Here is a 13,282-nt window from a genome sequence, read left to right as displayed (position 1 = left end):
CATGGGTAAGCGTTTCAGGTTTTCTGTCCGCCTGACTCTCGTGCTCGTCAGCGCGGCTGTCCTGCCTGACGTCGCTTCAGCTTGTTCAATGCCTGCAAACTGGACGCCACAACGAACATTTGCTGAGGCGGCCCTGGTGTTCCGAGGCTTGGTGACAGCCACAGAGCTTAGTCCGACAAAGCTTGGAATTGTCGCAGCCGATGAGGGTGATGGTCGGATACTGGTTAACGTTCGCTACGAGACAATGGAGGTGTTCAAGGGCAACCCGGAACCGAATGGTGTGATCTCCACGACCACTCTGATCATGGGAGGATGCGGCGTGCCTGTTCTGGCTGGGCAAAATTTCTTGTTTTACGTCGACGCGATTGATGAGGAGGCGCGAAAAACGCAGCCTGAGTTTGCAGGCCAAACTCAAGGCATGATCTCCATTTACGACACCCAGATGCTGTCGCCCAATCCGCAGTTGCTCGATGAGTCGCTTGCCGAAGTACGCGCTCTCGCCAAGAAACACTGAATTGTATCCGCGCTCGCCAAATCCCGGCCGAAAATGCGGACGTTCTCGATCCGCCTCCCTTCTAAGGTATGCGAGATTTCATGGCTAAATCGCGCGTCCAGTTCATCTGCCAGAATTGCGGTTCGGTGCATCAGCGCTGGGCTGGCAAATGTGATGCCTGCGGCGAGTGGAACACGCTGGTCGAGGAGGGCACGTCCGGCGGCATCGGCTCGGGCCCGGCCAATACCCGCAATGCGCGCAAGGGCCGCGCCGTGGTGCTCACGACTTTGTCCGGCGACATCGAGGACGCGCCACGCATCGTTTCCGGCATCGGCGAGCTCGACCGCGCCACCGGCGGCGGTTTCGTGCGCGGCTCGGCCCTTCTGGTCGGCGGCGATCCCGGCATCGGCAAGTCGACGCTGTTGACCCAGGCGGCCGCAGCACTGGCGTCCAAGGGCCACCGCATCGTCTACGTCTCGGGCGAAGAGGCGGTCGCCCAGATCCGGCTCCGCGCGCAGCGGCTCGGCGTCGCCGATACTCCGGTGGAGCTTGCCGCCGAGACCAACGTCGAGGACATCCTCGCCACCATCGCCGACGGCAAGCGGCCGGACCTGGTGATCCTCGATTCGATCCAGACCTTGTGGACCGACATGGCCGATTCGGCGCCCGGCACCGTCACCCAGGTGCGTGCCGCCGCCCAGGCGATGATCCGCTATGCCAAATCCACAGGCGCGGCGATTGTGCTTGTCGGCCACGTCACCAAGGAAGGCCAGATCGCCGGGCCGCGTGTCGTCGAGCATATGGTCGACGCGGTGCTTTATTTCGAGGGCGAAGGCGGCCACCACTACCGCATCCTGCGCACGGTGAAGAACCGCTTCGGACCGACCGACGAGATCGGCGTCTTCGAAATGTCTGATATGGGCCTGCGCGAGGTCGCCAATCCATCCGAGCTTTTTCTCGGCGAACGCCATGCGAAAGCGCCGGGCGCCGCGGTTTTCGCCGGCATGGAGGGTACCAGGCCGGTGCTGGTCGAGATCCAGGCGCTGGTGGCGCCGTCGTCGCTGGGCACGCCGCGTCGCGCCGTCGTCGGCTGGGACGGTGCCCGGCTGTCGATGATCCTCGCCGTTCTCGAAGCCCATTGCGGAGTCCGCTTTGGCACGCATGACGTCTATCTCAACGTCGCCGGCGGCTACCGTATCTCGGAGCCGGCCGCCGATCTGGCGGTGGCGGCCGCACTGGTTTCCTCGCTCACCGGTCTTGCCCTTCCCGCCGATTGCGTCTATTTCGGCGAAATCAGCCTTTCGGGCGCCGTGAGGCCGGTTGCGCACGCGCAGCAGCGCCTGAAGGAAGCCGAAAAGCTGGGTTTTGGAAGCGCGGTTCTGCCCTTGGGCAGCGAGGAACTTGCCGGGGGGATAGGGGCCGGCGCTTTCCAGCCCACCGAGCTTGCCGATCTCGTGGCGCGCATAGCCGGCTCACGGCGCAGCCGCGCCGACGAGCAAGAATGACGCGGCTCATGAAGTGGGGCAAAAGACATGCCGATTACGCTGCTTGACGGAATTCTCGTCGGCTTCACCTTGGTCTCGGCGATGCTCGCCATGGTTCGCGGCTTTTCGCGCGAGGTCCTATCCGTCATCTCCTGGATAGCGGCGGCCGCGGCAGCGTTCTTTTTCTATCAACCGGTCCTGCCTTACGTTCAGCCCTATGTCGACAATGAGAAGATTGCCATGGTGGTGGCCGCCGGCATCGTCTTCATCGTCGCGCTGATCGTCGTCTCGATCATCACCATGAAGCTCGCCGACTGGATCATCGATTCCAGGGTCGGCGCGCTCGACCGCACGCTTGGTTTCCTCTATGGCGCGGCGCGCGGCATCCTGGTCGTCGCGGTGGCCCTGCTGTTCTTCAACTGGCTGGCCGGCCCCAAGGCTCCGGGCTGGGTCGCCGATGCCAAGTCGCGGCCGCTGCTCGAATCGATCGGCGCCAAGCTCGAAAGCCTGCTGCCCGAGGATCCGGAAAACGCGATCCTCAACAGGCTCAATCCGAATCAGCCGGCACCCGAGACCGGCGCCGAGACACCTCCGGCAGCGGATGCACCCGCGGCGGACGCACCGGCAACTGGCGACGATGCTCCGGCGCCCGACGGCAGCGAAACCGACGCGCCACCGGCCGACAATGCACCGGCCAATCCGGCGCCGGCAAACTGACGATCATGTGAAGGCCGCAAACTCTACGTTGCTCTCGAGCCGTCATCACACTATATAGCGACTTTAGCGGAGCTGAAGATGGCAGACGCAGACGACGTGCTTTCCGCCGAGGCTGACGATCATTTCCATGACGAATGCGGCGTGTTCGGTATTTTTGGCCGGCAGGACGCTGCGGCTATCGTCACGCTCGGCCTGCATGCGTTGCAGCACCGCGGCCAGGAAGCGGCCGGTATCGTTTCCTATGACGGCACCCAGTTCCATGTCGAACATCATGTCGGCCTGATCGGCGATACGTTCACCAAACAGCGCGTCATCGACAGCCTGCAAGGCAACCGCGCCATCGGCCACACGCGCTACGCCACCACCGGCGGCGCCGGCCAGCGCAACATCCAGCCGTTTTTCGCCGAGCTCGCCGATGGCGGCTTCGCCGTCGCCCACAACGGCAACCTCACCAACGCCATGACGGTGCAGCGCGCGCTTCAGAAACAGGGCGCGATCTTCTCGTCGACCTCCGACACCGAGACACTGCTGCATCTGGTCGCCACCAGCAGGGAACGCGATCTCAACTCGCGCTTCATCGATGCGGTGCGCCAGGTCGAAGGTGCCTTCTCGTTGGTGGCGATGACTTCAAAGAAGATGATCGGCTGCCGCGATCCGCTCGGCATCCGGCCGCTGGTGCTCGGCGATCTCGACGGCGCCTGGATCCTGGCTTCCGAAACCTGCGCGCTCGACATCATCGGCGCGCGTTTCGTGCGCGACCTGAAGCCCGGCGAGATGGTCGTCGTCACCGCCAAAGGCATAGAGAGCCTGTTTCCGTTCGAGCCGCAGAAGACCCGCTTCTGCATCTTCGAATATGTTTATTTCGCGCGTCCGGATTCGTCGGTCGAGGGCCGCAACGTTTACGAGGTGCGCAAGCGCATCGGCGCTGAGCTGGCGCTCGAAAGCCCGGTCGAGGCCGACATTGTCGTGCCGGTGCCGGACAGCGGCACTCCGGCGGCGATCGGCTTTTCGCAGGCCGCGGGCATCCCGTTCGAGCTCGGCATTATCCGCAATCACTATGTCGGCCGCACCTTCATCCAGCCCGGCGATTCGATCCGCCACATGGGCGTCAAGCTCAAGCATAACGCCAACCGCCGCATGATCGAAGGCAAGCGCGTGGTGCTGGTCGACGATTCGATCGTGCGCGGCACCACCAGCCAGAAGATCGTGCAAATGGTGCGCGATGCCGGCGCCAAGGAAGTGCACATGCGCATCGCCTCGCCGCCGACGCGCGCTTCCTGTTTCTACGGCGTCGATACGCCGGAGAAGTCGAAGCTGCTGGCGTCGCGCATGTCGGTGGAAGAGATGGCCGAGTTCATCCGCGTCGATTCGCTCGGTTTCCTGTCGATCGACGGGCTCTACCGCGCCGTCGGCGAGGCCGGCCGCGACAATGAGCAGCCGCAATTCTGCGACGCCTGCTTCACCGGGCAATATCCGACCCGGCTTGCCGATTTCGAAGGTTCGGACAATGTGCGCACGCTGTCGCTGCTGGCGGCGGGCGGGGCGTAGGATTGCCGGAACACCAATTGCCTTCCCGAGTTTCACGCCTACTCACGGAGGCCCTCGCATGATCCCCACCCCTGGCCTCGACCTTTCCGGCCGCGTCGCAGTCGTCACCGGCGCCTCGCGCGGCATCGGCTACTTCATCGCCCTGGAACTTGCCGCAGCTGGAGCCCACGTCATCGCGGTTGCCCGCACCGTCGGCGGACTGGAGGATCTCGACGACCAGATCAAGGCAACGGGCGGACAGGCGACGCTGGTGCCGCTCGACCTCGCCGATATGGCCGGCATCGACCGGCTGGGCGGCGCCATCCATGAGCGATGGGGCAAGCTCGACATCCTGGTCGCCAATGCGGCGGTGCTCGGCGTCATCTCGCCGATCGGCCATGTCGAGGCCAAGACTTTCGAGAAAGTCATGACCATCAACGTTACCTCGACATGGCGGCTGATCCGCTCGGTCGACCCGTTGCTCAGGCTCTCCGACGCAGGCCGTGCCATCGTGCTTTCCTCCAATGCCGCCCATTCGGCGCGGGCCTTCTGGGCGCCCTACGCGGCGTCGAAGGCGGCAGTCGAGACCATGATGCGTTCCTGGGCGCATGAGACGGAAAACCTGGCCCTCAGGGTCAATGCCGCCGATCCCGGCGCCACCCGCACCGCCATGCGTGCGCAGGCGGTGCCCGGTGAGGATCCGGAGACGCTGCCGCATCCCCAGGAGATCGCCAAACGCATCGTGCCGCTGGCCAGCCCGGCGCTTAAGGAAACCGGGCTGATCTTCCAGGCCAAGCACAACCGCTTTGTTGCCTACCGGCAGCCGGAGTAGATGCATCGCGCATTTCGACGGAAGAATTGCGCCGCCGCCGCCGTTATTGGAATGCCAGATTTTCCGAAACGGAGGACCACTATGCGCAGACTGCTTCTCGTCACCGCCGCTGCATCGCTGGCAGCCATCGGCGTCGCATCCTCGCAGGACGCGACGATGAGCTTCTTCGTCACCAGCGTCGGCTCGGGCAAGGGCGCCGATCTCGGCGGCCTCGCGGGCGCCGATGCGCATTGCGCCTCGCTGGCTGAAGCCGCGGGCGTTGCGGGCAAGACATGGCGCGCCTATTTCTCGACCAGCGACACCGATGCGCGCGATCGCATTGGCACGGGACCGTGGTTCAACGCCAAGGGCGTCAAGATTGCGGACGATGTCGCTTCGCTGCATAGCGATGCCAACGCCATCACCAAGCAGACGGCGCTCAACGAAAAGGGCGAAGTGGTCAACGGCCGCAGCGACAAGCCCAACCGGCACGACGTGCTGACCGGCTCCAAGCCCGACGGCACGAAAATTGCCGACCAGACCTGCGGCGACTGGACGCTCAGCGGAGCGGAAGGTGCGGTAATGACGGGCCATCACGACCGCACCGGTCTCGACGATTCGGCCGCCGCCAAATCGTGGAATTCCTCTCACGCTTCACGCGGCGGCTGCAGTCAGGAGGCACTGAGGAGCACCGGCGGCGACGGCCTGTTCTACTGCTTTGCCGTAAACTGAGCCGGCCCAACAAATGCAGGACATCACGCGGCTGTGGCGACCCACCGCGCCCGGCCGAGCTTTCGTCGGTTGCCCAGAATTGATAGGATCGCCCGACTCCCACAACAAACGAGGAATCCCATGGCGGCTCCGAGCGTAGCGCTGGTCTGGTATCTGGTGATTGCCGGCCCGCAAGGCGGCATGGTGGTGCTGCCCAGCACGTTCGACACTCGCGAACAGTGCGCCTTCGCCGTCACCGAATATCAGAAGCAGCCAACGCCGGCCGGCTGGTCGGTGCAGTGCGTGCCGAGCGCCTCGCCGTTCGCCGACGAGGGCGAAAGCGAGTAGCCGGCGGCGCGCGTTCAGCGCTGAGCGCTGACCGTCAGTTCCGGCCTCGTATTGATGGTCTGAAACACTACGCAATAGCGTTCGGTCAGCTTGAGCAGTGTGTCGACGCGCTCTTGTGGCTCGTCGCTGTCGAGGTTGAAATTCAACCGGATGGCGCGGAAGCCGACCGGCGCATCTTTTGCCACGCCTAAGGTGCCGCGAAAATCGAGATCGCCTTCGGCCTCCACGGTGGCGGCGCCGAGTTTGAACTCCAGCGCCGTCGCCACTGCCTTTAGCGTTACGCCAGCGCAAGCGACCAGCGCCTCCAGCAGCATGTCGCCCGAGCACAGTTCGAGCCCGGAACCGCCAGTAGCCGGATGCAGACCGGCAACGGCGAGCGCCCTGCCGGTCTCGACCTTGCAGGCGATCGACTGGTCGTCGACCGAGCCCTTGGCCCGAAGCGTGATCAGCGCGCGCGATGCGTCGTCGCGATACGCCTCCTTGAGCGGCGCCTGCATGGCCTTCAGTCCGGTGGTGTCCATGTCCAACCCTTTTCGGCAGTCATTTTCATCGCTCGTCACGATACTCGAATAGAACCGGTACGGCCTAAACCTTGATTTCACGACATTTGGATCGGAGTGACAAGCTGTCCAGACATTGCTGCGTCGTTAGACTTGATGCCTTTCATGCGGCCTGGGGCCGACACGCGATGACGCCGTCCGTTTGCGCCCGCACCTCGGGTGAGGCCAGGCAGGTGGCGACGGCCTCGTAGCCGGGAGTGCCGGGGTACCGGGCGACGTACGTTGGCGGGCTGTGATTGGCGGGGCAGAGGATGATCGCTTCGTCGGTGCCGACAGCCGCCAGGTCGAGTATCGCGCAGGAGCGCGTGAGCAGAAAAAGCGGTCGACCGCCGGGGCCGCGGCGACGCAAATGGGCAATCAGGGCTTCTTGCGAGGCTTGATCCAGCCCCTGTTCGATCATGTCGACGACCAGGATGGCCGGACCTTCGGCTTCCAATCCGACGAGTAGAGCGATCATTGCGTCGGACACCGCGGCACCGTCCTCGACGAGCCAGGCCAGCGTCTGATCGACCCGCGACCTGAGAGCGGGGTCGGCGTCCACACGAGCCAGAGCCGCCGCACAGCCATTCGCCAGTCGATCCAAGCCAAGGAAGGCGGCGTCAGGCAATGTCTCGGCCAGGCGCTGAGCCAGCCGGGTCTTGCCACTGCCCAGCGGGCCGATGATGTAGTTCAGCGGTCGGATCTGTCCCAGTTCGAACCGCTCGCCTCCCCAAGGCCAGGGAAGGTCGAAAGCGACGCTGAGCGTAGCCTCTGGCGCCAGCAGGCGCGCCAGTTCCCCGGCGCTTGGCGCTTCGCCTCGCGCGAGGTCGTCCCGCAGGCTACCGATCTTCTCTATTACGCCGACAAGCTGGCGCAGCCGGCTCTCGAGTACTGCCTGGTGTGCGGCCAAGGCCGGCTCCATGCCCCGGGAGTCACCCTCCATCACCCGCGCCACCTGGGCCAGGCTGAAGCCAAGCGCGCGCAGGGCCGCGATCTCGGCGGCGCGGCTCATTTCGACAGGACCGTAGGCGCGCCATCCGGCCGCAGTGCGGATCGGAGCGATCAGGCCGCGCTGCTCATAAAGCCGCAGGGCCTTGGCCGACACCCCGAGCCGGCCGGCGGCTTCGGAAGCGTTCAGGAACTGGGCGGAAGAGTTCATGAATCACCTTGTTGCTGTCGACCGCCTTTCTATCGGGGCTGACCCTGGGGCTGAGTCAACAGGGATGTTCGCGGTCCGCAGGAGCCGTGGGAGAGGCAAGACCACTTCGTGTCGAACTGACACATCGGCTTTGATGAGATGAATCGATTTGCAAAAGGGCTTTTCCGCAGCGGCTGCAGGATACGGCAACCCCTGCTGACAGTACGATGTCAGGACAGGGCAGCATAGTCTGGTGACATGACCGGATTCCCAACCATGCCTGACACCGCCGCCGAGCGCACCCTTGGCATCATCCTGGTTTCGGCGTCGGCAGCCGTCTTCGGCCTCACCGGCGTGCTAACCAAATCGATCCATGCCGATCCGCTGACCATCACCTGCTGGCGGGGCTTCGTTGGGTCGATCCTGATCACCCTCTATGTGCTTTGGCGGCGCCGTCAATCCGGTGGGCGTGAAAGCCTGCGCCTCGGCTGGCGCGGCTGGCTGTTGGCGAGCGAGGGCGCGCTAGCCAGCATCGCCTTCATCTCGGCGTTCAAGTTCACCTTCGTCGCCAATGTTGCGATCATCTACGCCACTGCGCCCTTCGTCACCGCGCTGCTTGCCTTCATTCTGGTTCGTGAGCGCTTCCGGCTGCAGACGCTTGCCGCCGCCGCCGTGTCGCTCAGCGGCGTGGCGATCATGGTCTGGTCCGGCTTCGGCGCCGGCCATCTGTTCGGCGACGGGCTGGCGCTGCTGATGACAATCGGCAGCGCGCTCTACATGATCATGGTGCGCGCTTTCCGCGACACGCCGGTGGTGTGGGCCGGGGCGGTGTCGGCATTCCTTTTGTTCGTGCTCGGTTGGTTCGTCACCGATCCATTGGCCGTCTCGGCCAGGGACGCAGTGTTGCTCGTCGCCTTCGGCACGTCGTTCGCGCTGGCCTCTATTCTGTGGACGGAGGGCGCGCGGCTCATTCCGGCTGCCGAATCCGGCCTGCTGGGCTCGGCTGAAGTACCGTTCGCGATCCTGTTCGCCTTCCTGTTCCTGGCCGAGGTCCCGCCAGCCGCCAGCATGATCGGCGGCGCCATCGTGCTCTGCGCGGTGTTCGCCCATGGCGGGCGCGACTGGCAAGCGGCCAGGCAGCGCTCTGCCTGAGAAAAATTTGCCCCCGAAAATAAAACTGCGGGTGCAAATAAATTAGCAAGGTCATGGAACCATCAACAGGTTCAGGCATTGTTGGCTTTGACGGGTCATCCAAGTCCCCCCAAACCCCTCGGCCCGTCTAACCTATAGCCGATCGCAAGGTCGGCTTTTTCTTTTGCGAAATCAGCTGGGTGCGCCTGGCAAGGCAAGGTTGCCGCTGAACAGCGCAGCCAGATCCTGGGCCGGGGGCTCGGCATCCTGGCGCAGCCGGATGGCGAACTCGGCGATGGGAACCTGAGGCAGGCCAAAGTCGCGCGGTGCCTCGACGATGCCGGAATGGGCAAAGCGCGCCGTCCGCAGCGTCAGAGCGATGCCGGCATTCACCGCCGTACGCAGCCCGGCCAGGCTGGCACTGCCGGCGGCGATGCGGTAGCGGCGGCCTGCCCTGTCGAGTGCCGCGATCGCCGCTTCGCGAAAGCCGCAATGCGGATCGAGCAGCGCCAGCGGCAGTTCGTCCTGGCGTGTGGCCAAGCCTCTTTGCGAACAGAGCCACATCATCGGCTCGCGGAGCACGCCGATCTCGTCCGGCGCCGGAGCCTGTCGCATGGCGACCATCAGATCGAGGGTGCCGGTTTGCAGTGCCTCGGCCAATTCGGCGGAGCGGCCGACGCGCAGTTCGATCCTGACGCGCGGATAGCTCGCGGCAAAGGCCCTGAGCAGCTCTGGGAGGCCGCTGTCGGCGAAATCTTGTGTCGTGCCGATCGCCACGCGCCCATCCGCTCGCACGCCCTTGAGGGCCAGCCACGCTTCGCGATGCACAGCAAGGATGCGCCGCGCATGACCGACCAGATCCTCGCCCGCCGGCGTCAGGACGCGCCCTCTTCCCTGCGGCACCAGAAGTGGTTCGCCGACACTATCCTCAAGCCGCTGCATCTGCGTGGTCACCGCCGACGCCGAGCGCCCGACAAATGACGCCGCCTGCGCCAGCGAGCCGCTATCGACGAAGGCGAGAAAGGTTTTGAGGAGGTCGGGGTCGAGCATAATTCGATAGTATCAAAGTTTTTTCTGAAAACAATTCGATATTCATAACGCAAGAGCGATGGCAATGATCTCCGACGGCGAAGAGACGCCGCGTAACCCGAGGAGAGAAATTATGCCGATCATCAATGTCAGCGTCACGGGCAAGCCCGATGCCGCTTTGTCCGCCGCCATCGCCAGGCAGGTGACCGAACTGACCGCCACGCATTTGCGCAAGGATGCGACGATCACAGCGGTGGCCATTTCCTACCATGACCCCGAGCACTGGTTCGCCGGCGGCAAGTCGTTGGCCGAGCATGACGCCAACAGTTTCTGGCTCGACATCAAGGTGGTCGACGGCACCAACACCAAGCTTGAGCTGGAGGCCTATCTCAAGGCGCTCTTCCTTGGCTTTGGCAGCCTGCTGGGCAAGGTGCATGAGGAGAGCTATGCCTTCGTGCATGAAGTCCCGGCCGCCGCCTATGGCTATGGTGGCAAGACACAGGAATTCCGCTTCATCAGCGGGAGATTGAAGGCGGCGTGATCCGCCCCCATCAAATCCAGGCTCATGCCGCAGGCGCTTTCTCTGCCGCAAGGAAACATAGACACCGCACTTTTCATGGCCGGCCAGGCCAGTAATGCGAAGGTACCGCACCTCCGCATTGACGTTGAGCCCACTTCGTCTAGGTTCTCATCGAAGCGGTCAGGAAGAGCCGCGAGGTTAAAATCTGTTGGGAGAGACGCGGCATGATCCTGACACTGGCGCTGCTTGCGGGTCTCGTCGCGGCCTGGCTGCTGATCGGCGTGGTGGAAAAATTCCGCCTCGGCCTGCGCTTCACGCAGGCGCTGCTCTATGTGCCGTTCAAGCTCGCCTACCGGATTGCCGACGATCGTATCAAGATCGCCCGCAGAACAGCCGCCCCGGTCATTTACGTCATTTCGCACCAGTCGCGCCTCGAACCGGCGCTGATGCTGTCACTGCTGCCGGAAGACACGCTGCACATCCTCGACGAGGTCTCGGCGCGATCGCCCTGGCTCGAACCATGGCGCGAGCTTGGCCGCACTATCGCTTTCAACGCTGAGCATGTCTTCGTCAGCCGCCGGCTGGTGCGGGTGCTGAAGGGCAAGGGCCGCCTTGCCGTCTATCTGCCGGATGCGGTGGAGCCTGATATCAAGACATTTCGCCTGTTTCGCGCCGTCACCCGCATCGCCATGCAGGCCGATGCCCGCATCGTGCCGATCTTCGTCGCCGGCGCGCGCACTCTGCCGGTATCGCTGACTGCGGCGGACAAGGCGCCCCGGCGCTGGTTTCCGCTCCTGTCGATCAGCGTGCTGGAGCCGATGACCATCGCCGAGCTGGTGGCGCGAAACCCTGATCAGTCCTCGAACACCAATACGCTGTTCGACCGTTTCGCCGAAGCCCGGCTTTTCGGCAGCGATCTTGACCGCGGCCTGTTCCTCGCCATACGCGACGCCGCCGACCGAGTCGGCGCCTCGCATCCTATCGTCGAAGACGTGGTCAGCGGCACGCTGGATTACAGAAAGCTGTTCATCGGCGCGCGGGTGCTGGGCCGCCGCTTCGAGGCGGTGACGGCGCCGAATGAAGCGGTTGGAGTGCTGCTGCCCAACGCCAACGGTGTCGTGCTGTCACTCGTTGGCCTGTTGTCGGCGAGCCGGGTGGCGGCGATGATCAACTACACCGCAGGCCCGGCCAGCGTCACCGCCGCCGTGCGCACGGCGGAGATCCGCACCGTGGTCTCGTCGCGCGCCTTTGTCGACAAGGCCAGCCTCGCTGACATCGTCGCGGCGGTAGAGGAAGGCGGCGCCAGGCTGTTGTGGCTGGAGGATGTGCGGGCCAGCGTAACCGTACTGGACAAGCTCGCCGCCGCCTTGCTGTGGCGCTGGCCGCTGCAGCCGCAGAATGCGGCCAAACCAGCGGTGATCCTGTTCACCTCAGGCTCGGAAGGCACGCCGAAGGCGGTGGTCCTGTCGCACAGAAATCTTCTCGCCAACGCCATGCAGGCTGAGGCCCGCATCACCATCTCGCCGGCCGACATCCTGCTCAACGTGCTGCCGGTGTTCCACTCGTTCGGGCTCACCGGCGGCACCATCCTGCCGCTGGTCACCGGCGTGAAACTGTTCCTCTACCCCTCGCCGCTGCACTACAAGCTGATCCCCGAGATCGCCCGCAAGGCAAGGCCGACGGTCATGTTCGGCACCGACACGTTCCTCGCCAACTATGCGCGCACCGCCAAGGACGGCGATTTCTCCAGCCTGCGCTTCATCGTCGCCGGCGCCGAGGCGGTGAAACCGGAGACGCGCCGCGTCTACCGGGAGCGCTTCCAGGCCGAGATCATCGAGGGTTTCGGGCTGACCGAGGCAGCGCCCGTCGTTGCCGTCAACACCGCCATCCACGGCCGCGACGGCACGGTCGGGCGACTGTTGCCGGGCATGCGCATGAAGCTCGAGCCGGTCGAGGGCATCAGCGGCGCCGGACGGTTATTGCTCAAGGGGCCGAATTTGATGATGGGCTACATGACCTCAGATCGGCCCGGGGAATTGCAGCCGCTCGACGGCTGGCACGATACCGGCGACATTGTTTCTGTCGACCGCGAGGGCTTCATTACCATTCGCGGCCGGGCCAAGCGCTTCGCCAAGATCGCCGGCGAGATGGTGTCGCTGGGCGCGGTCGAGATGCTGGTGCAGTCGCTGTGGCCGGAAGAGCACCACGCTGTGGTGGCGGTGCCGGACAAGCGCCGCGGCGAGCGTATCGTGCTGGTCACCACCGCCGATGACGCCGACCCCGATGAATTGCGCAAATTCGGCAGACAAGCCGGCGCCGCCGATCTGATGGTGCCGAACGACATCGTCAAGGTCGAGGAAATCCCGGTGCTGGGCTCTGGCAAGACCGACTACGTCTCGACCCGCAAACTGGCGATTGACCGACTGGGGCTCAGCGCGGCGGCCTAGCGCCTAAAGCGCGTCGCGTCTGGAGGGATTTATGCGACGCGCTTTAAGTTCTTGCTTGAATGCATCTCGTTGTCCCAAAACCGCTGCGCACCTTCGGGTCAGGCCCGAGGGCATGCTTTTGGGCGACATGCATTAGAGGACCACCACCGACAACAGCAGGATGAACCCGACCGCCATCATCAGCAGGCCCGGCCAGTTCTGCGACAGGCCGAGGAAACCGAGGCCGCGCCGCCGCGGCTCAAGTGTCGGGCCTGGCGTTGCAAGATTTGGCGTCGAGGGGGGCCGCGCCCCCCCCGCCCGCGCCCCGGGGCCGGGGCCCCCCCCCCCCCACCCGGGCCCCCCCCCAAAAAAAAAAAAACCCCCAAAAAAACACCCCCCCAAAAAGGA

The 13,282-nt window shown here is 64.5% G+C and carries 13 protein-coding genes and 1 pseudogene; 10 read left to right on the top strand and 4 right to left on the bottom strand.

From position 1 onward, the window contains the following. Position 1: 1 nt before the first annotated feature. The 7 genes from AC0L2K_RS12775 (at position 2) to AC0L2K_RS12745 (ending at position 6,091) form a co-directional block, all read left to right on the top strand. Positions 2-514, top strand: a complete 513-nt coding sequence (locus AC0L2K_RS12775; protein WP_473531501.1) for a hypothetical protein — start codon at positions 2-4, stop codon at positions 512-514. 80 nt (positions 515-594) lie between these two features. Continuing rightward, positions 595-1,998 (top strand): DNA repair protein RadA, encoded by a 1,404-nt coding sequence (radA, locus tag AC0L2K_RS12770; RefSeq protein ID WP_023800715.1) that lies wholly within the window; start codon positions 595-597, stop codon positions 1,996-1,998. A 27-nt stretch (positions 1,999-2,025) separates the two neighbouring features. Continuing rightward, the gene (locus tag AC0L2K_RS12765; protein WP_023800716.1) at positions 2,026-2,694 is read left to right on the top strand and encodes a CvpA family protein; all 669 of its coding nucleotides are present in this window, start codon (positions 2,026-2,028) and stop codon (positions 2,692-2,694) included. A gap of 78 nt (positions 2,695-2,772) precedes the next feature. Next, positions 2,773-4,242, top strand: coding sequence for an amidophosphoribosyltransferase (gene purF, locus AC0L2K_RS12760; RefSeq protein WP_023800717.1), 1,470 nt, complete (start codon positions 2,773-2,775; stop codon positions 4,240-4,242). Between the two features lie 58 nt (positions 4,243-4,300). Then, positions 4,301-5,053, top strand: a complete 753-nt coding sequence (locus AC0L2K_RS12755; protein WP_473531500.1) for an SDR family NAD(P)-dependent oxidoreductase — start codon at positions 4,301-4,303, stop codon at positions 5,051-5,053. Positions 5,054-5,134: 81 nt separating this feature from the next. After that, the gene (locus tag AC0L2K_RS12750) at positions 5,135-5,764 is read left to right on the top strand and encodes a hypothetical protein (RefSeq protein WP_473531499.1); all 630 of its coding nucleotides are present in this window, start codon (positions 5,135-5,137) and stop codon (positions 5,762-5,764) included. Between the two features lie 120 nt (positions 5,765-5,884). Next, on the top strand, positions 5,885-6,091 hold the full coding sequence (locus tag AC0L2K_RS12745; RefSeq protein WP_091590527.1) for a hypothetical protein: 207 nt from the start codon (positions 5,885-5,887) through the stop codon (positions 6,089-6,091). 14 nt (positions 6,092-6,105) lie between these two features. Here the strand turns inward: AC0L2K_RS12745 and AC0L2K_RS12740 are convergent, their stop codons facing one another. After that, positions 6,106-6,612, bottom strand: coding sequence for an OsmC family protein (locus tag AC0L2K_RS12740; protein ID WP_128247654.1), 507 nt, complete (start codon positions 6,610-6,612; stop codon positions 6,106-6,108). Between the two features lie 142 nt (positions 6,613-6,754). Further along, positions 6,755-7,789, bottom strand: coding sequence for a MerR family transcriptional regulator (locus AC0L2K_RS12735; RefSeq protein WP_473531498.1), 1,035 nt, complete (start codon positions 7,787-7,789; stop codon positions 6,755-6,757). Between the two features lie 255 nt (positions 7,790-8,044). On the opposite strand from AC0L2K_RS12735, the gene AC0L2K_RS12730 reads away from it, so the two are divergent. After that, positions 8,045-8,920 carry a DMT family transporter gene (locus tag AC0L2K_RS12730; protein WP_473531497.1) on the top strand — a complete coding sequence of 292 codons (876 nt, stop codon included), beginning with the start codon at positions 8,045-8,047 and terminating at the stop codon, positions 8,918-8,920. Positions 8,921-9,091: 171 nt separating this feature from the next. Here the strand turns inward: AC0L2K_RS12730 and AC0L2K_RS12725 are convergent, their stop codons facing one another. Continuing rightward, complete coding sequence (locus AC0L2K_RS12725) at positions 9,092-9,949, bottom strand: LysR substrate-binding domain-containing protein (protein WP_473477386.1); 858 nt, start codon at positions 9,947-9,949, stop codon at positions 9,092-9,094. 112 nt (positions 9,950-10,061) lie between these two features. Here AC0L2K_RS12725 and AC0L2K_RS12720 point away from each other — a divergent pair, with 112 nt between their 5' ends. Together AC0L2K_RS12720 and AC0L2K_RS12715 are read left to right on the top strand one after the other, a co-directional pair. Further along, positions 10,062-10,469, top strand: a complete 408-nt coding sequence (locus AC0L2K_RS12720) for a tautomerase family protein (protein ID WP_091590519.1) — start codon at positions 10,062-10,064, stop codon at positions 10,467-10,469. 203 nt (positions 10,470-10,672) lie between these two features. Next, positions 10,673-12,895: an AMP-binding protein gene (locus AC0L2K_RS12715; RefSeq protein WP_473523303.1), complete on the top strand. Its 2,223-nt coding sequence runs from the start codon at positions 10,673-10,675 to the stop codon at positions 12,893-12,895. A gap of 132 nt (positions 12,896-13,027) precedes the next feature. On the opposite strand, the pseudogene AC0L2K_RS12710 reads toward AC0L2K_RS12715, so the two are convergent. Beyond that, positions 13,028-13,282, bottom strand: a pseudogene (locus AC0L2K_RS12710) (hypothetical protein); the annotation flags it as partial.

This window comes from Mesorhizobium sp. WSM4817 (assembly GCF_055811135.1).
Note: the sequence above shows the minus strand (reverse complement) of the source record. Positions and strands in the feature narration are given on the sequence as shown.